General features: G+C 65.2%; 17 protein-coding genes. 9 read left to right on the forward strand and 8 right to left on the reverse strand.

The window, feature by feature from the left end; genetic code table 11:
* Positions 1-266: 266 nt before the first annotated feature.
* Genes recC through recD form a run of 3 tightly spaced genes read left to right on the forward strand, consistent with a single transcriptional unit; the run spans position 267 to position 9,750 of the window.
* Complete coding sequence (gene recC / locus P353_RS13305; RefSeq protein WP_034370040.1) at positions 267-3,854, forward strand: exodeoxyribonuclease V subunit gamma; 3,588 nt, start codon at positions 267-269, stop codon at positions 3,852-3,854.
* Entirely contained in the window at positions 3,851-7,663 is a 3,813-nt protein-coding gene (gene recB, locus P353_RS13310; protein ID WP_034370042.1) for an exodeoxyribonuclease V subunit beta, read from the forward strand. The genes recC and recB overlap by 4 nt, the downstream gene beginning before the upstream one ends.
* Positions 7,660-9,750, forward strand: coding sequence for an exodeoxyribonuclease V subunit alpha (gene recD, locus P353_RS13315; RefSeq protein ID WP_034370044.1), 2,091 nt, complete (start codon positions 7,660-7,662; stop codon positions 9,748-9,750). The genes recB and recD overlap by 4 nt, the downstream gene beginning before the upstream one ends.
* 287 nt (positions 9,751-10,037) lie before the next feature.
* Here the strand turns inward: recD and P353_RS13320 are convergent, their stop codons facing one another.
* Both P353_RS13320 and P353_RS13325 read right to left on the reverse strand, forming a co-directional pair.
* Positions 10,038-10,451 (reverse strand): VOC family protein, encoded by a 414-nt coding sequence (locus P353_RS13320; RefSeq protein WP_034352961.1) that lies wholly within the window; start codon positions 10,449-10,451, stop codon positions 10,038-10,040.
* Positions 10,452-10,495: 44 nt separating this feature from the next.
* Positions 10,496-11,155: a glutathione S-transferase gene (locus P353_RS13325; protein ID WP_034370046.1), complete on the reverse strand. Its 660-nt coding sequence runs from the start codon at positions 11,153-11,155 to the stop codon at positions 10,496-10,498.
* A 120-nt stretch (positions 11,156-11,275) separates the two neighbouring features.
* Here P353_RS13325 and P353_RS13330 point away from each other — a divergent pair, with 120 nt between their 5' ends.
* The 4 genes from P353_RS13330 to P353_RS13345 all read left to right on the forward strand — a co-directional run bounded on the left by P353_RS13330 (position 11,276) and on the right by P353_RS13345 (position 14,664).
* Positions 11,276-11,677, forward strand: a complete 402-nt coding sequence (locus tag P353_RS13330) for a hypothetical protein (RefSeq protein WP_034370048.1) — start codon at positions 11,276-11,278, stop codon at positions 11,675-11,677.
* A gap of 139 nt (positions 11,678-11,816) precedes the next feature.
* Positions 11,817-12,332, forward strand: coding sequence for a copper chaperone PCu(A)C (locus P353_RS13335; RefSeq protein WP_034370050.1), 516 nt, complete (start codon positions 11,817-11,819; stop codon positions 12,330-12,332).
* 127 nt (positions 12,333-12,459) lie between these two features.
* Entirely contained in the window at positions 12,460-13,341 is an 882-nt protein-coding gene (locus tag P353_RS13340) for a PhaM family polyhydroxyalkanoate granule multifunctional regulatory protein (protein WP_034370052.1), read from the forward strand.
* A gap of 72 nt (positions 13,342-13,413) precedes the next feature.
* Complete coding sequence (locus P353_RS13345) at positions 13,414-14,664, forward strand: FIST signal transduction protein (protein WP_034370054.1); 1,251 nt, start codon at positions 13,414-13,416, stop codon at positions 14,662-14,664.
* 214 nt (positions 14,665-14,878) lie between these two features.
* Here P353_RS13345 and P353_RS28125 read toward each other — a convergent pair whose 3' ends face one another.
* The 5 genes from P353_RS28125 to P353_RS13370 all read right to left on the reverse strand — a co-directional run bounded on the left by P353_RS28125 (position 14,879) and on the right by P353_RS13370 (position 20,266).
* A complete protein-coding gene (locus P353_RS28125) occupies positions 14,879-16,033 on the reverse strand; it encodes a CMD domain-containing protein (RefSeq protein ID WP_080750533.1) in 1,155 nt (384 codons plus the stop codon).
* A gap of 15 nt (positions 16,034-16,048) precedes the next feature.
* Positions 16,049-17,512, reverse strand: a complete 1,464-nt coding sequence (locus P353_RS13355) for an NAD(P)-binding domain-containing protein (protein ID WP_034370057.1) — start codon at positions 17,510-17,512, stop codon at positions 16,049-16,051.
* A 197-nt stretch (positions 17,513-17,709) separates the two neighbouring features.
* A complete protein-coding gene (locus P353_RS13360) occupies positions 17,710-18,720 on the reverse strand; it encodes a Bug family tripartite tricarboxylate transporter substrate binding protein (protein WP_034370059.1) in 1,011 nt (336 codons plus the stop codon).
* Positions 18,721-18,930: 210 nt separating this feature from the next.
* Positions 18,931-19,335, reverse strand: a complete 405-nt coding sequence (locus tag P353_RS13365) for a YXWGXW repeat-containing protein (RefSeq protein ID WP_034370061.1) — start codon at positions 19,333-19,335, stop codon at positions 18,931-18,933.
* 199 nt (positions 19,336-19,534) lie between these two features.
* Positions 19,535-20,266 (reverse strand): helix-turn-helix domain-containing protein, encoded by a 732-nt coding sequence (locus P353_RS13370; RefSeq protein ID WP_034370063.1) that lies wholly within the window; start codon positions 20,264-20,266, stop codon positions 19,535-19,537.
* A gap of 113 nt (positions 20,267-20,379) precedes the next feature.
* Here P353_RS13370 and P353_RS13375 point away from each other — a divergent pair, with 113 nt between their 5' ends.
* Positions 20,380-21,180, forward strand: coding sequence for a hypothetical protein (locus P353_RS13375; RefSeq protein ID WP_034370065.1), 801 nt, complete (start codon positions 20,380-20,382; stop codon positions 21,178-21,180).
* A 105-nt stretch (positions 21,181-21,285) separates the two neighbouring features.
* On the forward strand, positions 21,286-23,238 hold the full coding sequence (locus P353_RS13380; protein WP_034370067.1) for an MFS transporter: 1,953 nt from the start codon (positions 21,286-21,288) through the stop codon (positions 23,236-23,238).
* A gap of 10 nt (positions 23,239-23,248) precedes the next feature.
* Here the strand turns inward: P353_RS13380 and P353_RS13385 are convergent, their stop codons facing one another.
* The gene (locus tag P353_RS13385) at positions 23,249-24,022 is read right to left on the reverse strand and encodes a DUF3047 domain-containing protein (RefSeq protein ID WP_034370069.1); all 774 of its coding nucleotides are present in this window, start codon (positions 24,020-24,022) and stop codon (positions 23,249-23,251) included.
* Positions 24,023-24,039: the final 17 nt, after the last annotated feature.

Genomic DNA, 24,039 nt, shown 5'->3' on the forward strand with positions numbered 1-24,039 from the left:
GCGGTTCGATTCCGTCCCAGGCCACCAGATTGAAAGCCCTGGATCAGCAATGATCCAGGGCTTTTCTCATTGCCGCCTCGAATGTCGGCAATGGGCCGTGGGCAACAAAAAGCAGAGCGGCTTGCGCTTGCTTTGGCTTGATTTCAAGGTGTTTCAGCTCCAGTTTGCTTTGTGGGTGAGCGCAACCAGCTTTTCATTTGATAGCGCTTGCATGCTGCCGTTAAGCTTGCAGCTTTCATCGTGCACAGACAGGCACAGGAGCGCGTGTGACAGCAGAGCAGCAATCAAGGGCGTCGCAACCGGCAGCGAACTGGCAGCCGGGCCTGATCGCCATTCACGGCAACCAGACCGAGGCACTGGCCGATACCGTGCTGGCCTGGCTGGCGGCGCATCCCTTGCAGGCGCTGGAGCCCGAGATCGTGCTGGTGCAAAGCAACGGCATGGCCGAGTGGTTCAAGATGCGCATGGCCGAGCAGCAGGGCGTGTGCGCCGCTGCACAGGTCGAGCTGCCGGCGCGCTTTGTCTGGCGCAGCTACCGCCAGATTCTGGGCAGGCATGAGGTGCCGCGTGAATCGCCGCTGGACAAGACTCCCATGATCTGGCGCCTGATGCGCCTGCTGCCGCAGTGTCTTGGCGAGCCTGCGTTTGCGCCCATTGCCAACTTTCTGCGCCCCGGCGAGCCGCAGCGCCTGCTGCAGCTGGCCGAGAAGCTGGCCGACCTGTTTGACCAGTATCAGATCTACCGCGCCGACTGGCTGGCCGCCTGGGAGCAGGGCGAGGATGTGCTGCGTACAGAGGGCCGCCCCGATGCGCCCGTGCCCGAAGGGCAACTCTGGCAGCCCCAGCTGTGGCGCAAGGTGCTGGCCGAGCTCGATGAACAGGAGCGTGCCGCCACCCGTCCGGCCTTGCTGGCACGGATTCTGGACGCGCTGCGAAGCGGCCAGCCGCCGGTCACCCCGCTGGCGCGCCGCGTGGTGGTGTTCGGCATGAGCCAGATGCCTCTGTCGCTGATGCAGTTTTTGAGCGGCATTGCCCAGCACAGCCAGGTGCTGATTGCCGTTCCCAACCCCTGCCGCTTTCACTGGGCCGATGCCATCGACGGGCGCGAGCTGCTGCGCCAGCAGCGCCGCCGCCATGCAGACAAGGGCGGCAAGGACCTGGCGCAGATTCCGCTGGCGGCCATGCACGCCCATGCCCATCCGCTGCTGGCGGCATGGGGACGGCAGAGCCGCGACTATGTGCGCCAGCTCGATGCCTTCGACACCACGGGCGACACCGCCGTGCAATGGGGCTGGCCGCGTGTGGATGTGTATGACGAGGCCGACGCGGACGAGCTGATCGATGCTCCGCTGCTGAGCCAGGTGCAGCAGCGCATTCGCGATCTGGTGCCCATGTCGGAGCACCCTGCGGTCGAGATCGAGGCGGCCGACCAGTCCATCGTCTTTCACAAGGCCCATGGCCTGGTGCGCGAGCTCGAAGTGCTGCACGACCAGCTGCTGCAATGGCTGGCCGAGCCTGCCGCTGCGGGCCGCCCAGCGCCGGCGCCGCGCGAGGTGGTGGTCATGCTGCCGTCGATCGAAGAGGCGGCACCCGCCATCCGCGCCGTGTTCGGCCAGTACGGCCGCCACGATGCGCGCCATATTCCGTTTGACATTGCCGACGTGGGCGCGCGCGCCAGCAGCCCGCTGGTGACTGCGCTGCAATGGCTGCTCAAGCTGCCGCAGCAGCGCTGCCGCCTGAGCGAGTTGTGCGATCTGCTCGATGTGCCCGCCGTGGCGGCGCGCGTGGGCCTGGCGGCCGACGATCTGCCCCAGCTCACGCACTGGATGGCCGGCGCGGGCATTCGCTGGGGACTCAACCATGCACAGCGCGCCCAACTGGGCCTGGCGGCCTGCGGTGATCCCAACAGCGCCTGGTTCGGCCTGCGCCGCATGCTGCTGGGCTATGCCAGCGGGCCGGCGCTGCAGGCCCCCTTCGACGAGACACAGGCTTTTGCCGGCATGGAGCCCTATGACGAAGTGGGCGGCCTGACGGCCGAGCTGGCCGGATCGCTGGCCAGCTTGCTGGGGCGCATGCTGCAATGGTGGCAAACCGCTGGCGAGGCGGCGGCCCCCCAGGTCTGGGCGCAGCGCTTTCGTGCCTTGCTCGATGATTTCTTTGTCGCGCAGGGCGATGAAGACCAGGCCTTGTGCGCCGCACTCGATACGGCCCTGGTCGGCTGGCAGGCTGCCTGCGAGCAAGCGGGCTTCGAGGCCCTCATTCCGCTGGAAGTGGCGCAGGCGGCCTGGTTGCAGGCTCTGTCCGAGCCCGCGCTCAACCAGCGCTTTCGCGCCGGCGGCGTGACTTTTTGCACGCTGATGCCGATGCGCGCCATTCCCTTCGACGTGGTGTGTCTGCTGGGCATGAACGATGGCGACTACCCGCGCCGCGCCACGCGCGTGGACTTCGATCTGATGGCCCTGCCCGGCCAGCAGCGTCCCGGCGACCGCGCGCGCCGCGACGATGACCGTCAGCTGATGCTGGATGCCTTGCTGTCGGCCCGCAGCAAGCTCTATATCAGCTGGGCTGGTCGCAATGTGCGCGACAACAGCGAGCAGCCGCCCTCGGTGCTGGTCTCGCAGCTACGCGACTATCTGCGCCAGGGCTGGCAGGGCGAAGGCAGCGCAGGCCTTGGCGCCAGCGAGCGCGGAGATCTGCTGCTGGCCCAGCGTACCCGCCAGCATCCCTTGCAGCCCTTCAGCCGCCGCTATTTCGAACAGGCTTCGGGCCTGTCGACCTTCGCGCGCGAATGGTATGGCGCGCATGAAGAGCAGGCAGCGCAGGCGTTGCCGGTCGTGGCCGCGTTCGAGCCCGACCCCGAAGTGCCGCTGACGCTGTCGCGCCTGACGGAATTTCTGCGCCATCCCGCACGCAGCTTTCTGCGCAACCGTCTGCAGGTTCGCTTTGAACAGGACGAGGAGTTGCTGGAGGACGACGAGCTTTTCAGCGTCGATGGCCTGACCGCCTATGGCCTGATTCAGCAACTGCAGCAAGGCGTGCGCACGCAGCTGGCGCATGATGCGGCGCTGGATGTGGGCCTGCAGGTGCAGCGCCAGGTGCAGCGCCTGGGGCGTGCCGGTGTGCTGCCGCTGGCAGGTCTTGGCAGGCGCGAGGCCGAGGCCTTGCAGGCCCAGGCCACGCCGTCGTTGCTGGCCTGGCAGCAGCAGATGCGGCTATGGCCCCATGCGGCGCCGCGTGAGCGTTTGCTGCTGCGCTCCGGTGCGGTCACGCTGGATGACTGGATGGACGGCTTGCAGGAGCGTGAAGAGCAGTCTTCGGATGCAGGCTTCAGCCGTTGCTGGTTCGCACTGGAGCCGCGCACGCTGCTGAACAAGAAAGGCGAGCTTCAGGCCCACAAGCTGCTGCCCATTTATGTGCGCTGTCTGGCGCTTTCAAGCAGGGGCACCGACACGCTGATGGGCGTGATCGCACGCGACACCCTGGTCTGGGTGCAGCCGCTGGAGCCGGAAGTGGCTGCGGCGCGCTTGCAAGCCTTGATGCAGCTGTGGCTGGCGGGCCAGAACGAGCCCTTGCCGCTGCCTCTCAAAAGCGCCATCGCCGCCGGTCGTGATGATCTGAGCGCCGCCGCACAGGCCTACGAGGGCGGCTACATGCAGGCCGGCGAATGCGAAGACTCCAGCTGGGCGCGCTGCTACCCCGACTGGGAGGCGCTGACGGCCGATCTGCGCTTCCACGTCTTGGCCAAGCAGGTCTATGGCCCGCTGCATGACTGGCTGGCTGAGCAGGTGCAGACCGAGGATCTGCCCTTGATGCATTGCGCAGACCAGAACGAACAACCAGGAGAGCCGGCATGAGCACGCCCGCCAACCCCATGAAGCCCGGCAGCCAGGCGCTGCAGCCCCTGCATTTCCCGCTCTGGGGCTCGCGCCTGATCGAAGCCAGCGCGGGCACAGGCAAGACCTGGACCATTGCCGCACTCTATCTGCGGCTGGTGCTGGGCCATGGCGCCGAGAACGGTTTTGCCAGGCCCTTGATGCCGCCCGACATCCTGGTCATGACCTTCACGCGGGCCGCCACGCGGGAGCTGTCGGACCGCATTCGTGCACGCCTGATCGAGGCCGTGCAGTGCTTTCGCGGCGAGGCCGAACCGGCGGCGCACGACCGCTTCTTGCGCGACCTGCGCGATGCCTATGCCGAAGGCGTGCAGCGCAACGCCGCTGCCTGGCGACTGGACATGGCTGCGCAGTGCATGGATGACGCCGCCATCCACACCATAGACGCCTGGTGCCAGCGCATGCTGCGCGAGCATGCGTTCGACAGCGGCAATCTGTTTGATGAAACGCTGGAGGCCGATGAAAGCCAGCGTCAGACCGAGGCTGCACAGGATTACTGGCGCCAGCAGTGCTACCCGCTGTCGGGCGAGGTGCTGGAGGCGGCGCTGCAGGTCTGGCCCGATGTGCAGGCCCTGGTCAAGGATATGCAGTCGCTGCTGCGGGAAAGCGTGCCCGCTGCGGCAGGCGCCGGGACCTTGGGTGAATGCATTGCGCGGACACAGGCCGAACGCGCGCAGCAGTTGCAAGCGCTGTCTGCAGATTGGCAGGCCAAAGCCGAGCGCATGCAGCGCTGGATCGACGCTGAACTCGATGGCCGCGCAGCACTCTGGGACAAACGCAAGCTGCAGGCGCGCTACTACCAGGGCTGGTTTGCCAACCTGACGGCCTGGGCGCAGGAGCCGCACAACCGGCAGCTGGAGCTCAGCGACTCCGCGCGCAAGCGACTCAGTCCCGAGGGCATGGCTGAGGCCTTCAAGGGCTCGACCATGGACTTGCTGCTGCCTGTCGAGTTTGCCGAGCTGGAGCAACTGCTGCAGGCGCTGACGCAGCTGCCTTCCCTGCATGTGGCGCTGCGCCTGCATGCGGCCGTCCATGTGCAGCAGCGCCTGCTGTGGCTCAAGCGCCAGGCTGGCACCTTTGGCTTTGCCGATATGTTGCAGCGCCTGGATGCGGCTCTCGCCGGCGACAACGGCCCCGCACTGCAAGCCAGCATTCTGGCCCAGTACCCGGTGGCGTTGATTGACGAATTTCAGGACACCTCGCCGCTGCAATACCGGCTGTTCGACCAGATCTACCGCACGGCAGACAACAGCGCGGGCAGTGCGCTGCTGCTGATCGGCGACCCCAAGCAGTCCATCTACGGCTTTCGCGGTGCGGACATCTACAGCTATCTGCAGGCACGGCAGGCGACCGAGGGCCGCCACTATGTGCTGGACACCAATTTCCGCTCCACAGAGGCGCTGGTCGATGCGGTCAACCAATGGTTTGTGCAGGCTGAAGCGCGCGATGGCGAGGGCGCGTTCATGTTCCGCGCCGGGCAGAGCAATCCGCTGCCGTTCGAGAGCGTCAAGGCCAATGGCCGCAAGGAGTTGCTGATGCAAGGCAGCCAGCGTATGGCCGCGCTGACCATTGCCTGGGATGGCAGCAGCGATGAGCCGCTGAGCAATGACGACATCCGCCGCCGTGGGGCGGAGTTCTGCGCCAGCCAGATCGTGCAGTGGCTGATGGACGGTGCCACGGGCTTTGCCGAAACCGGCCAGCCGCTGCAGCGCCTGCGCACGGCCGATATCGCGGTGCTGGTGCGCACGGGCAAGGAGGCGGCTGCCGTGCGCCGTGCGCTGGCGCGGCGCAACGTGGCCTCTGTCTATCTGTCCGATCAGGACTCGGTCTTCGCCAGCGGAGAGGCGCAAGACCTGCTGCTGTGGCTGCGTGCCGTGGCAGCGCCTCTGGACGGTCTGGCCGTGCGCGCCGGTCTGGCCACGCCCATGATGGGTCTGTCGTTTGACGAACTGGCCTGGCTGGCCAGCGATGACGAGGCCTTCGATGCGCGCAGCGAGCTGCTCAAGGAGCTGCACAGTCTCTGGCTGCGCCTGGGCGTGCTGGCCATGCTGCGCCAGACGCTGTACCGCTTTGAATTGCCGGCGCGTTGGCTGCAGGACATGGGCGGCGAGCGCCGTCTGACCAACTATCTGCACCTGGCCGAGCTGCTGCAGGGCGCCAGTGCCCAGCTGGAGGGCGAGCAGGCGCTGATCCGCTGGCTGGCCACCCAGATCGAGAACCCGGGCGCGGCCGGTGATGCGCAGATCGTGCGGCTGGAGTCGGATGCCGATCTGGTCAAGGTTGTCACCGTGCACAAGAGCAAGGGGCTGGAGTACCCGCTGGTCTGCCTGCCGTTTGGCGGCAGCTTCCGGCCTGTGGACGGCAAGGCGGCCTATCTTTCGCTGCCCGTGCAGATCGATGGCGCACCCGCGCGCGAGCTGGTGCTGGACTATGACGATGCGCAGCTGGCGCAGGCCGACAAGGAGCGCCTGCGCGAGGATCTGCGCCTGCTGTACGTGGCGCTGACCCGAGCGCGCCATGCGCTGTGGATGGGGCTGGCCCCCATGAAGCGTGGCAACAGCAAAAACTGTGCGAACGAACAGGGTGCGGCGGGCTATCTGCTGGCCGGAGATGTTTCGCAGGCCGCAGCCAGCTGGCGCGCCAGCATCCAGGCTCTGAGCCAGCGTTGCACGCAGATCGCCGTGGTGGATCTGCCGGCCGAACTGCCCGTGCCCACACGCTATGTTCCCGCGCAGGCCTTGCCCGCCCTGGCCGCTGCGCCCGTGTACGAGGCGCAGTTCGACCGCCGCTGGGGCATTGGCAGCTTTTCGTCGCTGACCCGCGCCATGGCCGCACCCAGCCTGCCGGTCCTGCCGGTGGCCGCACAAAGCCCCGCCGAGGACGAGCGTGCGCTGCAGGCCCAGGAGGCGGGTGAAGCTGCGCTGGACCTGGGCGTCATCAACGACGTCATGACTGCCCTGCCCACCTTGACCCGATTCGCCGCCGGCGCGCGCAGCGATGCTGCGGTGTGGCACCGCTTCATGCGCGGCCCGGTGGTGGGCAATTTCTTGCACGACCAGCTGGAATGGCTGGCCGCAGAGGACTTTGCGCTGCAGCCCGAGGATGATCCCGACAACAGTGAACCCCTGGCGGCCCGCCTGCTGCGCCGCTGCGAGCGCGCAGGCCGCAAGGAGCAGGCAGCCGATGTGCTGCAGTGGCTGCGCGCCGTGGTGCACCAGCCGCTGGCGCCGCTCGGTGTCTCGCTGTCACAGCTGGGCCAAGGTGATGCACTCTTGCCCGAGATGGAGTTCTGGCTGCCGGCGCGGCGCCTTTCGGCGCCGCGCATCGACGCGCTGTGCCGCCGGCACATCCTTGCCGGCCAGCCGCGCCCGGCGCTGCCCGAGCGCGAGCTGCACGGCATGCTGATGGGCTTTGCCGACCTGGTGTTTCACCATGGCGGCCGCTACTGGGTGCTGGACTACAAGACCAACCACCTGGGCCAGGACGGCGCTGCCTACACCCCTCAGGCGCTGGAGCAGGCCATGCTCGAGCACCGTTATGACGTGCAGGCTGCGCTGTATCTGCTGGCTCTGCACCGCCTGCTGCAAAGCCGGCTGGGCGCGGCTTACGATCCCCGCGAACAGTTGGGTGGCGCGCTCTATTTCTTCCTGCGCGGTCTCGACGGCGAGGCCGCCGGCATGCATGTGCTCAAGCCGCCGCTGGCGCTGCTGGACGGGCTTGAGGCGCTGCTCGGCGACTGCGAGCAAGCATCGAAGGAGGTGCAGCCATGAAGGGCCGCCGCAAAGCCGATCTGCAGACGCTGGACCTGTTTGCAGCCCCCGTGGATGGCGACTCAATTGCTCTGAGCACCACGGATTGGCTGGCCGCGCTGGAGCGACTGGCCGATGCGGGTCTGCTGCGCCGCCTGGACAGCGCACTGGCGGCCTTTGTCGCCGCGCAGGACGCCGAGGCCGGGCCTGCGCTGCTGGTAGCCACCGCCGTGCTGGCGCAGATGGAGGGGCGCGGCCACAGCTGTCTGCCCTTGAAGGCACTGGCTGGCGATCCCAATCAGGTTCTCGCCTGGCCTAAGGAAGCCGAGCGCCTGCAGCAATCGCTATGGGGGCAATTGCCAGACCGGCTCGCTGACTGGCTGCAGGCCCTGCGCCGCAGCCCCGTGGTGCGTGTCGTGCAACCGGGAGCGGTAGCGGCAGACCGAGGTCAGCCGCTGGTGCTGCTGGACGGCGCTGCGCCCTTGCTGTATCTGCGCCGCTACTGGGACTATGAACGCAGCGTGGCCGCACACATCACCGAGCGCACGGCGGCTGATGCGGTGGCGCTTGACGAGCCCGGGGTCCGCGACTGGCTGGGGCGGCTTTTCGCCGCGCCCGCCGATGCCGCGAATGCGGTGGACTGGCAAAAGCTGGCTTGCGCGCTGGCGCTGCGGGGGCGCATGTCCGTCATCACCGGCGGGCCGGGCACGGGCAAGACCTATACCGCTGCCCGTCTGCTGGCGCTGCTGTTTGCCACGGCGCCGGATGCCGCCCAGCTGCGCGTCGCGCTGGCTGCGCCAACCGGCAAGGCGGCGGCGCGGCTCAAGCAGTCCATCGACAGCTCGCTGCTGGAGCTCAAGGAGGCCGTGGGCCGCGAGCTGGATCTGGAAGCGCTGGTCAAACGCATGGGGGCGGCACGCACCCTGCATTCGCTGCTGGGGGCCAGGCCTGACACGCGGCGCTTTGCCCACCATGCAGGCAATCCGCTGGATGTCGATGTGCTCATTGTCGATGAGGCCTCCATGATCCACCTCGAGATGATGGCCGCGTTGCTGCAGGCCCTGCCGCCCACGGCGCGCCTGATTTTGCTGGGCGACAAGGATCAGCTCGCCTCGGTGGAGGCCGGTGCCGTGCTGGGCGATCTGTGCCGCGATGCGCAGCGGGGCAATTACGCGCCGGACACCGCTGCCTATGCCGAGCGTGTGACGGGCCAGTCCCTGCCTGCGCAGTACCTGGCGCCGGCCAGGGCCTTGCCGCTGGCCCAGCACACCGTCATGCTGCGCGAGAGCCGTCGCTTTGGCGGCCCTATCGGTCAGCTGGCACAGGCCGTGAATGCCGGCGATGCACCGGCTGCCACGGCGCTGCTGCGCACGCAAACCCAGGCCGGCCTGCAAGCCGAACTCTGGGCGCGCGAAGGCGGTGACGTCGATGCCGTGGTACGCAGCGCCGTGCAAGGCCGCGGCGGCATGGCCAGCTATGCCGCCTACGCCCAGGTGCTGCAAAGACATGGTCAGGGCAAGGGGCGCGGCTTTGCCTCCGAGGCCGAGCACTGGCAATGGGTGAGGGCCGTGCTTGCTGCCTTTGACCGCTACCGCCTGCTGTGCGCCGTGCGCGATGGCGCGTGGGGCGTGGCGGGCCTGAACCGCGCGGTGGAGCAGGCCTTGCAGGCCATGGGCGTCATTCGCAAGGAGGGCGAGTGGTATATGGGCCGTCCGGTGATGATCACCCGCAACGATGCACAGCTGGGCGTGTTCAATGGCGACATCGGCATGGCCTTGCCCAGCTTTGCCGACCCGGCGCGGCTGCGCGTGTACTTCATGCAGGGCGAGCAACTGCACCATGTCAGCACGGCGCGCCTGGCCCATGTGGAAACCGCATTTGCCATGACGGTGCACAAGAGCCAGGGTTCGGAGTTCGAGCACACGGCTTTGGTGCTGGCCGCGCAGGGCGGCAATGTGCTCAGCCGCGAGCTGGTCTATACCGGCATCACGCGGGCGCGCAAGGCGTTCTCGCTGTGGGCCGAAGTTCCCGGCCTGCTGGTGTCGGCGATGGGCAGTCCCACGCAGCGCAGCAGCGGTTTGCTGGGGTTCATGGAACGTGCTCAGTAGCTTATGGGGGAGATTCTGTTTTGATAGCCGCTACCGCGACTGATCTCGCTCAAGCTGTATAGGACTCACGCAAACAAGAATGCAACAACGGCTTGCTTTCTGAGGCAGTCTTCCTGCCTGAACCTGTTTTGCGTGAGTCGTGCTGTACAGGTTTCCCATTTGGCCTTGCTCGAAGTGATGAGCCTGTGGCACTGGCGCAGTCCAGGCGCGAGACGGCCAGCAAGGGCCGCCCTGAAGCCAAGGTCGTCGTCCGCCTTTGGGGCAGAACGCGAAGCGGCTCAGGAGGCTTAGTGCTCGTAAACCGCTTCCCAGTTGGCAAATCCCTTGACCTCGATCGGGTTGCCGCAGGGGTCGGTGAAGAACATCGTCCACTGTTCGCCGGGCTCGCCCTCGAAGCGCACCTGCGGCTCCAGGATGAAGGCCGTGCCAGCGGCTTTGAGGCGTTCGGCCAGGGCCAGCCAGTCGGGCTTGAGCAGGATCACGCCCAGGTGGGGCATGGGCACCATATGGTTGCCGACCTTGCCGGTGTTGCTCACGGCAAAGGGCTGGCCCAGGTGCAGGGAGATCTGGTGGCCGAAGAAGTCGAAATCGACCCAGGTGTCGGTGCTGCGGCCCTCGCGGCAGCCCAGCACGCCGCCGTAGAAACGGCGGGCCTGGTCGAGATCGGTCACGTGGTAGGCGAGATGAAAAGCGCTTTGCATGATGGGGCCAAGCGTAGCATCACCGAGCCCGTACCCGGCACGCTTCAGCGCGCAGCCTTGGCCTGTATGCGTGCCATCAGCTCTTCGGTATTGCTCTTGCGGTCGGCGTTGACCTTCTGCACCGTGGGGCGCTCGCTCATGCGCGCCAGATAGTCGCGCACCGGCAGCTCGGCCAGCAAATCGCTGCCGCCCAGGATCTTGCTGGCGCTGCTGACCAGGGGCAGGTGCACGATGGCGCTGCAGTCGGCCAGCGTGAAGCTGTCGCCCGCGATGAACGGGGTATCGAAGCGGGCCAGCTTGGCAAAGGCCGCAATGTTCTTTTTCAGCTGCTCCAGCGTCTTGTCGCGCGCGCCGTCACTGATCTTGCCGCCGAAGAAGGCCTGGGGATAGAGGTTGCGCGCCACCAGCTCCAGGTGCAGGTTCAGATAGACGCAAAGCTCACGCACCTTGGCCGCGGCAAACGGGTCTGCGGGCAACAGCGGCACCTTGTTGGACAGTGTTTCCACATATTCGATGATGGCGTCGGACTCGCTGATGGCGCCATGCTGGGTGCGCAGATAGGGGACTTTGCCCAGCGGTGATTCCTCGTGGTTGGTGCTGCCCAGCCAGGCCAGCTCCTCGGCGAAGGGAATCTGCTTTTCCATCAAGGCCAGCTTGACCTTGTTGTAGTAGTTGCTGGCCGAAAATCCGCATAAAGTCAGCATGCTTGTCTCCTGATCGGTGGTTGTGAATAGGCATACGTGGCCAGGTATCGTAGAGGCAAGTGACGCAAGCCGTGCGTCGCCAACCGGATAGCGGAGCGGGCCGGCTTCTACAATCGCTGCATGCAATGGCGCTCATTCCATCCTCGGCACCGACCGGCAGCTCTGCTGGCGCGCCGGGTGCTGGGCGCATGGTTCTGCGTGCTGCTGGTCAGCATGCTCACGCCCTGGGCCCGTGCCACGCCGCCTGCCGGCTGGGAGGCCGTGTGCACGGCCAGCGGCAGCACCCACTGGGTGCCCAGCCCGGCCAGCGACGATGCCGCCACCCCGCATGGACTCGATTGCGCGCTGTGCCTGCCGCTGCTGGCGCCGCCGCCCGCGCAGCAGCCAGAGCCGGGCAGTCACCGCGCCGTTGTCGATGCCCGGCCCTGGGCCAATGTCGCGCACAGAGCCTTTGTCTCCACCTTGCCGCCCGTACGTGCGCCACCCTTTGAAACCCTGAAAAACATAGCTGAAGGCGCTTGATGGTCAAGCGCTTCAGATCGATTTGAGATTGATACGACTTACGCAAATCAGGCTCAAGCAAGGGCTTCGTTTCAAGGCGACCATCTTGATGCACTCTTGTTTGCGTAAGTCCAGACTGAATTTGAATGGAGATGGTTTCATGAATATGCGTCGTTTTACCGTGATGGCCCTGGGTTCGCTGGTCGGTTCGCTGCTGGTTTCCGGTGCCGCCTGGGCCCATGCCGATGCTGCCCATGTCAAGGTTGAAAATGCCTGGGCCCGCGCCAGCGTGGCGGGTCAGCAGGCTTCGGGGGCCTTTATGCGCCTGACGGCCCAGGAGCCGCTCAAGCTCGTCGGTGTGGAAACCACGGCCGCCGCCGTGGCCGAGGTGCACGAGATGAAGATGGAGGGCGACGTGATGCGAATGCGCGCCATCGAGGCGCTGGAACTGCCTCAGGGCGTAGCCGTGGATCTCAAGCCCGGCGGCTATCACCTGATGCTGCAGCAGCTCAAGGCCCCGCTGGTCAAGGACAGCCAGGTGCCCGTGACCCTGGTGTTCAAGGATGCCAAGGGGGCCCTCTCGCGCCTGAGCCTGCAATTGCCGGTGCGTGCGACGGCCCCAGCGGCTGCCGGCGCTGGGCACCAGCACATGGGCCATGGTGCGCATCAGCATTGAGGCCCTGAGCCAGGGCTGCTGCCTGCTCCCTTGTTTGCAGCAAACATCGCAAGTGCAGTAAGCTAGTTCCGCATCCGGCCCTGTCCGGATGCGGATTCTGGTATCCATCCCTGCAGTGGAGAGCACTATGAGCGGTGACGCATCGGCATTTGGTTTCGGCAAGTTCATTCCCGGCTTTGATTTTCTGCAGGGGCTGGCGCAAAGCGCTGGCGCTGCGGCCAATCCCATGGGCCGTGTGCCGCAATGGGTGGCTCCCACCGTAAGCGTGGAAGAGGTTGACAAGCGCATTGCCGAGCTGAAAGCCGTGCAGTTCTGGCTGGAGCAAAACAGCCGCGCCCTGGCTGCCACCATCCAGGCGCTGGAAGTGCAGCGCATGACGCTGTCCACGCTCAAGGACATGAATGTCAGCATGAGCGAGCTGGCCAAGTCCTTCCCTTTCCCCGGTGCAGCTCAGGCAGATCCTGCTGCGACCGGCAATACCGGCTGGCCCATGGGAGGTGCCACGGCCACGGCCAAGGCTGCGGTTGCAGAGCCGCTGGCAAGCCCTGCGCCCGAGCCTGAAGCACAGGCTGCGGCGCAAGAGGAGCAGAACCATGCCAAGGCTCAGGCAGAGCTGCCTTCTCAGGCTGCCTTGAGCCAGGCCATGCAATGGTGGGGAGCGCTGACCCAGCAGTTCCAGCAGATTGCGGCCAAGGCCATGGCAGAGCCCGTTCCGCCCGAGACCTTGGCCGCTGCCCAGCGCGCGACCGAGATGGCCAGCGGTTTTGCCAAGTCCACCATGGAAAAGGTGATGGCACAGGCAGGCGGCCTTGGCGCTGCAGCTGCAGCAAAAAGTGCGGCAAAGAGTGCCGCGGCAGCCGAGCCCGGGCCTGCACGCAAGGCGGCGGCCAAGACCGGTCAACCCAAAACGGCAGCCAGCAAGACGGCTGCCGCTAAAAAAACTGCTTCCAAGCAGCCTGCCGCCAAAAAGACTGCAGCCAAAACCTCTGCTACCTCGCGCAAGCCCTGAGCAATCCCTTCCCGCTAAGGTGGAAAATCGTGGTTGCAAGGCATCCACGCTCCAGCAAGAACAGGAGGGCTTATGTCACTGTTTCCCGTCGCTCATGCCAGCCATGAAGACTGGCGCGCTGCGACTGAGCAAGTCGTGCTGCAGCTGCGTGGGCAGTTGCTGCGCCAGTCACTGCAGCCGCATCGGCTGGGTCTGGTCTATATCGCGCAGGGGCTGGTGCCCCATGCGCAGCAACTGCTGGCGCTGCTGGCGCGCGAGCTGCCTCAGGTCACCGACTGGGTGGGCAGCTCCGGCCACGCCGTATTGGCCATGGAGCATGAGTACTCCGAAAGCTCCTCGCTGGCGGTCATGTTGCTGGACCTGCCCGCCGCCCACTACCGCGTCTATTCCGGCGTGGCGCCGCTGGCACAAAGCGGCGCCGAAGCTGGATTCGAGGCGCATTCGGCCCTGGTGCACTCCAGCATCGATCAACCCGATCTTGCGGAGCTGCTGCTGGAGCTTTCCGAGCGCATCAGCTCTGGAAATCTGTTCGGGGCGCTCAGCAGCGAGCAGGGCGTGCAGTTTGCCTGCCGCGCCGAAGATCTGCCCCGCTTGCGTGCCCAGGCCAGCGTCGGCATTTTTCATGCCGGCTTTTCGGGGGTGGCCTTCGATGCCGACGTGGCCTGCACCTCCAGGCTAGCCCAGGGCTGTGCGCCTTTGGACACGGGGCTTGCGATTACCGAGGCCAGGGGCCCGGTGGTGCTGGAGCTCGAAGGCGAGCCCGCCTTGCCCCGACTGCTGCAGATGCTGGATGTGGAAGCCAGTCCCAGCGCCGGCGGCGGCTGGCAGGCGGCGCTGTCCCAGCTGCGCAAGACCCAGGCGGCGATTGCCCCGCTGGGCCGGGGGCTGGAGCGCGGCGCGCTGACCGACGAGGCCCAGGTGCTGCATATCGTGGGGCTGGACCCGGTGCGCCAGGGCATTGCGCTGTCGTCGCCCGTGGAAGCCGAGCATACGGTGATCTTCTGCCAGCGCCAGAGCAGCGCAGCCCGCCATGAGCTGATGCAGATGGGGGCGGCCCTCAAGGATGCGCTGCAGCCCGACTTTGCCGATGCCGGCTCCGAAACCATGGCCGAAGCGGCCGTGCCGCAGCATATACGCGGTGCCATCTATGTGAGCAGCAAGGGGCGCGGCAGCGAGCTGTTTGGCGGCGCCGATGCCGAGCTCAAGCTGCTGCGCCATGCGCTGGGGCCGGTGCCTCTGATCGGCCTGGTGGCCGAGGCCCAGCTGATGGATGCGCATGTGCATCAGCTGGCCGGCGTGCTGACGGTGTTTACCGGCAAATAGCCTTAAATTTGATAGCTGCTAGCGCTTGATTTAAATGGTTTTCAAACTCAATTGACTCTGAAGTCATGAATTAACCAGCGTAAGCAGCTATCAAAAAAGAAATTCACCCCCAAAGCTGGCGCGGCCTGAAATCAGCGATGCCGAGCAAGAGCCGCGTCGCGGCGATGGCATCGTCCCCCTCCGCGAAGCAGAGAGGGGGAAGCGGCGGGGCCGCTCAGGGGGTGGAATACAGTTCCACGCCCAGATTCAGCATCAGGCGATTGGCCCAGCCAAACAGTGCGGCCGAGTGCAGCATGTCCAGAATTTCCAGATCGGACAGCCCTGCATCGCGCAGCGGCTGCAGATTCTGCTTGCCAAAGCTGCCGGGCGTGCGCGTCAGTGCCAGCGAAGCCTGGATGATGGCGCGCTCGCGGGCATTGGTGCCGGCGGTGTCGGGCTCGTCAAACAGCTGGGCCATCACATCGTTGCGTTTGGCCAGCTGCTCGAAGCGCTGGGCGTGCACCGATGCGCAGTACACGCAGCCGTTGGAGCGAGAGACGGCAGTTGCCGCCACTTCGCGCTCGGCGCGGGACAGGCCGCCGGGCGCATACATGATGGCGTTGAAGGCCTGGGAGCGTTCCAGCAGCACCTGGGGCTGGCGGGCCAGCACCAGGTAGAAGTCCATGCTCTTGGCCTTGGGGTGGCTGACTTCCAGCACATGCTGCTGCTCGGGCGTGGCGGTGTCCGGGTCCAGCACCTGCAGCCAGGCCTTCCAGTCCAGCGTCTCGCTGGTAAAGCCGTTGCGGCGCAGCGGCTCGCCGGGCGGTGGCAGGTTGGCGGGGTGCACAAAGGGTGCGGCATCGGCGATCTGGGCGGCAGACGCTTCGGTCACTCCGCCCAGATCGCCCATGGCCTTCACACCCGCCAGCAGGCGGGCTTGGTAGGCAACAAAGCCGATCAGCTGGGCCAGCAAAACGGTGTCGTTGAGTGACAGACCGGCGGCAGGAATGGCCAGCAGCGCGGCCTGATCGCTCTGGGCTGGGTTCAGGGCCAGCGTGCGCACAAAGTGCAGCATGGCGTCCAGGCGTGCATTGCCGGTCTGCGCGCCGGGCTGATCGAGGATGGAGCGCAGCTCGGGCGTGATGGCGTCGCCAAGGGCCTGGGCGCGGCCGCGATATTCGGCTTCCAGCACGCTCACGCCGCTGACGCGGGCCTGCTCGGCCGCCAGTACCAGGCGCTCGGCCTGGGTCAGATCGCTGTCCAGCTGATTGCCCAGCAGCAGGTCTTCGCAGGCCTGGGTGGCCAGAGCGACTTTTTCGCGCTCGTGGCGTGTGGTGAATGTGGGGCCGCCCTGTTCGAGGCCGGCCAGTCGGTCTATTGTGTCTGTCATGCGAAGTCTCTTGATTTAGGGTTGCAGCTGCCGGATGCGCGCAGCGCTGTCGGCGGGGGTCCATTCCGTGCCGTCCAGCTCGGGCTCGGCATAGGCCTTGAGCTTGGCAAAGTGCTGCTCGATATCGTTCAGGTAGAACAGCGAGGCCAGACCTTGCGCGAGTTTGCGCGCCCCGTCGCTGATGGCGGGAATATCGCCCGACACCGTGCCGTGCGAGAGCGCAGCGGGGTAGCAGAAGCAGTGAATCCGGTCGAGGCCGGGAAGGTCACCCTGGAGCTCGAACAGCGGCCCCAGATCGGGCGATGCGCTCAGCTCGGCATCCTCGTCGCCGGACTCGGGCGTGAAGCGGCTGCTCCACAGCTTTACATGGGCAGCGATGTCCGCAAACTCGGGGCGCAGGCTCCAGTCGATGGCAAAGCCCGTGGAGACGATGAGAAAGTCCAGCACGAACACGCCGGCCGAGGTCTTCACCTGCAGCTTGTCGCCCGCTTTCTCCGCAGCTTGCACGGCGCAGCCCAGGTGGAAGAAGGCGTTGTCATGGCGCGAGACGCGCAGCGTGCTGCCATGCGGGGGCGGCACCTGCTGGGCGTTGATGTAGTGGCGGATGCGCCATTTCCAGGCATCGGGCAGCAGGTACTGGCCATGTGTCAGGCCGGGCACGCCCGAGCCCTTGGACTTGTTGACCAGCGGCAGCTGCTGGCGGCGGATCAGCATGTCCACGCTGGCTGCGCCGTTTTCGAGAGCCGTCGCGGCGCTGTCCATGGCCGAAGCCCCGGCGCCGACCACGCCCACATGCTTGCCCGCCAGCGTGGCGTAGTCCATGGCGTCGGAGGAATGGGCCCAGAACTTCCTGTCCACGCCCCGCATGAAGGCGGGAACCGTGGCGCCGCCCAGACCGTCGCGGCCCGTGGCCAGCACCAGGCGGCGGGTTTGCCAGGTGGCGGTCACGCCATTGGCCTTGACATCGACTTCCACCACGCCATCGGCCTGCGGGCGCACGGCAATGACTTCATGGCCGTTGCGCACATCGGCGTTGGTCACGCGGCGGTACCAGCGCAGATAGTCCATCCACTGCAGGCGCGGAATCTTGTCCAGCGCCGTCCAGGCATCGAGTCCGAACTGGGCGATGAACCAGGCGCGAAAGGACAGGGCTGCCACACCCATGGCGGGGCCGGTCAGCTCCTTGGGCGAGCGCAGGGTTTCCATGCGCGCCGTGGTGGCCCATGGGCCTTCGAAGTCCGGCGCGGACCTGTCCAACAGCACGGGCTTGATGCCGACCTGCTGCAGCGCCATGCTCAGCGCGAGGCCGGCCTGGCCGGCGCCGATGACGAGCACGTCATGCACCGGCAGTCCCTTGCGCGTGGAGGGAGGAATCCAGGCCTTGGCAGGCCAGCCCAGAGTGACGAAGTCGTCACGCAGGCGTTCTTCCAGCGTTGCCAGCCCCGATGTGGCGGCTGTCGTAGAAGTAGAAATTGACATAGCTAAAACCCAAAAGCGCCTGAGGCTTGAGCCGCAGACGCATCAAACAAACACCGATAACTTAACACTGCTTGAACTCGAAGCAGGACCAAGTGAGAGACATCGAGGAAGGGCCGCCCCGCACCGAGGGTGTCGTTCCTCTGCCTTGGCGCGCAGCGCGTAGACAGAGGGGGAAGCGGCAGGGCCGCTCAGGGGTGTTAGTCAATACTTATCTTGGCATCCTTGACCACCTTGGCCCATTTGATGCGGTCTTCATGCACGGTTTTCTTGAACTGCTCGGGTGTCTCTTCGCGAATGGTGTTGCCCTGGGAGACAAAGCGCTCGCGCACCTCGGGCTGCTTGAGCACCTCGTTGACGGCCAGATTGAGCTTCTTGACGATGACCGGGTCCGTGCCCTTGGGCGCGAAGATGCCGAACCAGATGGAGCTGTTGAAGCCCTTGGTGCCGGGCAGGCCGCTGGCGGCAATGGTGGGCACTTCCTTGACGGCTTCCACGGGCTTGGACGTGGTCACGCCCAGCAGGCGCACCTTGCCGGCCTTGTAGTGGCTCAGCACGGTCTGCACCTGGTTCATGATGCAGCAGGTCTCGCCGCGCAGCACCGAGGTAATGGCTTCGGGGCCGCCCTTGTAGGGCACATGCACCATGTCCAGGCCCAGGCGCGAGTTGAACTCGGCAAACGCCATATGGGTGCCCGCGCCGTTGCCGGTGGAGGCGTAGTTGTACTTGCCGGGATGGGCTTTGACCTCGTCCACGAACTCCTTGAGGTTCTTGACGTTGATCACATTGGGATTGATGGTCAGCACATTGGCCACGTCCACCAGCGGAGCGACGGGCACGAAGTCGGCTTCCACGTCGAACGGCAGCTTCTTGTAGAGCGCGGCATTGCTGCCATGGGTGGCGGCGGTGCCGAAGTAGATGGTGTAGCCATCAGGCTTGGCACGGGCGACGAACTCGCTGCCGATATTGCCGGCGGCGCCGCTCTTGTAGTCGATGATGACGGGCTGGCCCAGAATCTTGCCCAAAGGCTCTTGCGCCACGCGGCCGATCACATCCACACCCGATCCTGCGTTAAAGCCCATGATCATGGTGATGGGCTGATGCGGATAGCTGGCGGCGCCGGGGTCGGCCGCCTGGCTGACCAGGGGAAACAGGGCGGTGGCCGCTGCTGTGGCAACAAGACCGGATAGGAAACGGGGCAGCAAACGCATGATGGGACTTGTCCAGAGGAGCCTTGAATTCTGTGAATTGTGTCCGTAATTTAATGATTTGCTTCTATATGCTTATGCAGCATTAAGCTTGTGGGGTTAATGCAAAAAAGCCCGAATCTCTTGCGAAAAACGGGCTGAAATCCGCTGGAAAGTGATGACTCGGAGGGGCCAGCGGAGGGAGCGATCAAGGCTTAAAGCTTCAACAGCCTTTTAGCGGCGATAGGGGTTGTGGGGGTTGCGGTCATGGCGGTTGGGCACACCGTCACCATCCCTGTCCCAGCGGCTGGCGCGGTAGTCCCAGCGGTTGCCGTGCTGCACCCAGGCGGGCTGGCGGTACACGTAGCCGGGGCGGCTCTGCACCCAGTGGCCGGCGCGCCAGACATGGCGGTGGCCGCGCGGCTCCCAGTAACCAGGAGCCCAGACATAGCCACGGCGCGGAGCGGGCACGGCCTCATAGCGGACGGGGGGCGGTGCGTTGAACTGCACGTTCACATAGGCGCCCTGGCTGGCACCCGCCCAGTAAGCGTTTTGGGCCTGTGCACTACCGGCAAAGCCCATCAGGGCGAGTGCGCCTGCGGCAGCGACGGTGTGGATGGTGTTGCGGATTGTCAGCATATACGCCTCCTTCATGGGTAGCGGGCTGCCGGTGGTTCAGGCATCCCTTGGGCTCCATGTTGGAAGGCCAGCGTCAACCGTGGGTTGCCGCTGTGCGAAGTCTTGCAATCTTGTGTGTCTGCTTGGTGAAGAATGTATAAAACAGCCGGTGGATGCAGATGCAGCAAGCGCATTTAGCTACATATTTGGGAGTGATGGTCTACCGACGCAAGGCCGCAAAGGCGGGCAGCTCCCATTTGCGCATGCCCAGCACCAGGGTGTAGCCCTCGATCTTGTTGGGACCCAGGCGCTGATCCTGCAGATGCTGCTGCGAAAAGTCCTGACCGATGCGCTGAATGCGCTCCACGAAGCTGGGCGCCAGGCTGGGGGCGATGGAGCCATGCACCAGCAGCATGGTCTCGTCCTCGCCGGCAAAAGTGCCACCAAAGTAGTCCAGCACGGCGTTCTCACGGAAGAAGTCCATCACCGGGCCGTTGGTCTGCCAGCGGAAGGTCTTGGCCAGGCGCAGCTTGTAGCGGTTGCCGGGACGCAGCTCGATGATGCCGATGCGGTCCAGCTGCGCCAGATAGCCGATGCACTCGGGCTCGCTGATGCGGTAGGTGGCGACGATCTGCTCCAGCGTCCACTGGCTAAGCACGCAGATGGCCGTGAGCAGCAGCTTGCGGTCGGCAACCACGGCAATCTCCTGCTCGCGCGTGATCTGCTGCAGCAGCGGCCGGCTGTCGGCCACATTGCGCGCCAGATCGGCAAAGTCCAGATGCAGGGCGCGGCAGATCTCGTCGATGCGCGACAGCGGCATGTCGCCCTTGGCCAGCATGCGCTTGACGCTGGATTCGGCCATGCCTATGGCCTGGGCCAGGTCGGCATAGGTCATCTGCGCGGCCTTGAGTTCTTTCTTGATGGCGGTGACGAGATCGGCGGTCGTGCTCATGGTATCGGTTGGTAGTACTGGCAGTGCAGCGATATGGCGCAAGTTTAGAAGATCGATGCCGTTGAACCGGCGGATTTTCATACTGCGCGGCAAACACACAGGGAAGAAGCACCATGCAACTGCACAATTCATCGATCGCGGCTGTGGAAATGACGAGCCCCGAGACCTCGGGCACGCTGGAGCAGCGCTTTGCCTTGTTCGGGGGCATGGCTTTTATGTTCACGCTGGCGCTGCTGATGCCCGGCATCGCTCAGCCCGAGCACTATCACGCCTTTGCCAACCAGCGCGGCTGGCTGGGCGTGCCGAATGCCGCCGATGTGTTGAGCAATCTGGGGTTTGTGCTGGCCGGATTGGCGGGCGGGCTTGCTCTGTGGCGTGTCGACTATCAGAAGCTCAACGGCACGGCGCGTGCCCTGTGCGCTCTGTTCTTTGCGGGACTGCTGTGCTCGGGTGCGGGGTCTGCCTACTATCACTGGGCTCCGCATGACTCGAGCCTGGTCTGGGATCGGCTGGGCATGAGCCTGGCTTTCGCCGGCTTGCTGGGCCTGGCGGTGCAGACGCGCATTGACGACATCAGCGCCCGCATCACTGCCGGGGTATTGCTGGTGGCTGCACCCGCCAGCGTGGCGGTCTGGGCGCAGACCAGCAACGTGCTGCCCTGGGTGCTGGTGCAGGGCGGCGGCATGCTGACTCTCCTGTGGCTGGCATTTGTGGCGCCGCGTCGTCACGCGCTGCCGGTGGAGCTGGGCTGGGTGATCGGTCTGTACGTCGTGGCCAAGCTCCTGGAGCTGTCGGACGGCGATGTGTTTGATGTGACCGCGCACGCAATCTCCGGCCACAGCCTCAAGCACTGGGTGGCCGCGGCCGCCGCATGGCCTGTGCTGCGTGCCTTGCAGCAGTGGCGCGAGTCGTAATATTCATAGCGTCTGGCGCATGTTATTCAAGCGCCAGCGGCATAAAACCTACAAAAAAATTCGGGCAAGTTGGCACAATGCCAGCAGCGCCACAGGGAGAGATCCATGAATTCCACGCCGACCGTGCAGACGGCCGCCGCTGCACCGCAGCATGCCCACCCCAACCAGTTCGCCCTGCTGGGCCAGCGTCGCTTTGCACCGTTTTTCTGGACGCAGTTTGCCGGTGCGGGCAATGACAATCTCTTCAAGTTTGCCTTCACGGTGATGGTCACCTATCAGCTCAGCGTCTCGTGGCTGCCGCCTTCCATGGCGGGGCTGGTGATCGGTGCGCTGTTCACCCTGCCTTATCTGCTGTTTTCGGCCACTTCGGGTCAGCTGACCGACAAGTGGGACAAGACCCGCATGTTCCGCCTGGTCAAGAACCTGGAGATCGCCATCATGCTGATTGCGGCCTGGGGCTTCGTCCAGGCCCATGTGCCGGTGCTGCTGCTGTGCGTGTTCCTCATGGGGCTGCACTCCACACTGTTCGGCCCCGTCAAATTCGCCTATCTGCCCCAGGTGCTCAATGACCGCGAACTCACGGGCGGCAATGGCATGGTGGAGATGGGCACTTTTGTCGCCATCTTGCTGGGTCAGGTCGCAGGCGGTCTCTTGATTGCCGTGCCCGAGGTCGGCCACATGCAGGTGGCCATGGCCTGCGTGGCCGTCGCGATCGTGGGCCGCATCTGCGCACAGTTCGTTCCCCATGCGCCGGCGACCGACCCTGGCCTGGTGATCAACTGGAACCCGTTCACCGAAACCTGGCGCAACCTGCAGCTGGCGCGCCAGCAGCCCGTGGTGTTCCGCTCGCTGCTGGGAATCAGCTGGATGTGGTTCTTCGGCGCGGTGTTTCTCTCGCAGTTTCCCAGCTTTGCCAAGGAGGTGCTGCATGGCGACGAGCATGTGGCATCGCTGCTGCTGGTGATCTTCTCGGTGGGCATAGGCATTGGCTCGCTGCTGTGCGAAGTGTTCAGCCGTCGCCAGGTGGAGATAGGCCTGGTGCCGCTGGGCGCGATTGGCATGAGCGTGTTTGCGATTGATCTGTTCCTCGCCACACGCGCGCTGCCGCCCTCCGAGCTGATGGGCGTGAGTTCCTTTTTGGGAGAGGCCAAGCACTGGCGCGTGATGCTGGATCTGGGGCTGCTGGCGCTGTCGGCGGGCATTTACAGCGTGCCCATGTACGCGCTGATCCAGATGCGCAGCCAGCCCACGCACCGCGCTCGCATCATCGCGGCCAACAATATTTTGAACGCGCTGTTCATGATCGCCTCGGCCGTGCTGGCCGGCGCCCTGCTGGCCGCAGGTTGCAGCATTCCCCAGGTGTTTCTGATCACTGGCATCGCCAATGCCATCGTGGCGCTCTATGTGTTCCTGCTGGTGCCCGAATATCTGCTGCGGTTTGTGGCCTGGATCATCACCCACTTTGTCTACCGCTTCAAGGTTCGTGGCGACGAGCATATTCCGCGCGATGGCGCGGCTGTGCTGGTCTGCAACCACGTGAGCTTTGTCGATGCCATCTTGCTCATGGCGGCCAGCCCGCGCCCCATTCACTTCGTGATGGACCACCGTATCTTCCAGGCGCCGGTGCTGGGCTGGTTGTTCAAGCTGGCCAAGGCGATTCCGATCGCGCCGTACAAGGATGATCCGGCGACCTATGAAGCCGCGTTCGCGCGTGCTGCCGAGGTGTTGCGCGAGGGCGACCTGCTGGCCATCTTCCCCGAGGGCGGCATTACCTCTGACGGCCAGTTGCAGCCGTTCAAGGGCGGCATCATGAAGATTCTTGACCATGCGCGAGATGACGGCCTGCAGGTTCCCGTCATTCCCATGGCGCTGACCAATCTCTGGGGCTCCTACTTCAGCCGCATCGAGTTGCGCGGCGGCAAGAATGTGGCCATGGTCAAGCCGCTGCGTCGCGGCCTGTTCAACCGCGTGGGGCTGGAGGTGGGCGAGCCGGTGGCGGCTGCCTCGGTCACGCCGGCCCTGCTGCAGCAGCATGTGACGAACTTGCTGCAGCGTTGAGGCGCGGCGCTCAGGGCCCGAGTCGGATATCACCCATGTAGGCAAGTCCTTCGCCATGGGTGTTGTCCGAGTCCGCCGAGACGGTGATGCCGATGATGGTGGGCATGGCCTGGGACTCATCGCCAAAGGCCTGTCGGTAGTCGGAGGAGAGATGACGCTGCTCCGTCACCCACCGTCCTTTGTGTGCGTCACCGCTTTGCAGCACGATGTAACGCATGCGATGCGTGAACGCGTTGTGAAGAACCGTGCCTATGGGCTGCTTGTTGTCCCAGACATAGCACAGCGTCTCGGCCGGGATGTCCTCTCCGGTGCTGATCCTTCCCAGGCGCAACTTGGCCCGTTCACCAAAGCTCAGCTGCGATTTGTCAAAGTCGAAGGACACGCAAAGCTTGAGCGCCGCATCGTCACCGGCTCTGGTTTTGATATCGGCTTTGTCTATCAGCTGATCCACGCGCCAGTGCCACTGCAGCTGCAGATCGGGCGCGGCAGCCTGCTGCAGGCTGTGCACCATATTGCCGTAAGCGTCATGTGTGCTCACGCGCAGCACATGCCCGCCATCCTGGTCCACCACATTGAATGCCGTCGGATTCTTGTTGGGCAGGGTGGCAAAGTGCCAGGGACCGCCCAGAGGGCCCGGCGGCATCTGCGAAAAAGCGGGAATGCTGCTGCCCTGCGCCAGTGCCGAGACGGCCAGGGTGGACATGGCTGTGGCGAGCGCTGCTGCAAGACGGCTTTGCCGGCGTGAAGGCTTGTGCAGGGCGAAAGTCTGAGAGTGAAGCCGCATGGATTGCCTGATGATTT

This window comes from Comamonas testosteroni, from assembly GCF_000761245.1.
Classification (GTDB): domain Bacteria; phylum Pseudomonadota; class Gammaproteobacteria; order Burkholderiales; family Burkholderiaceae_C; genus Comamonas; species Comamonas testosteroni_C.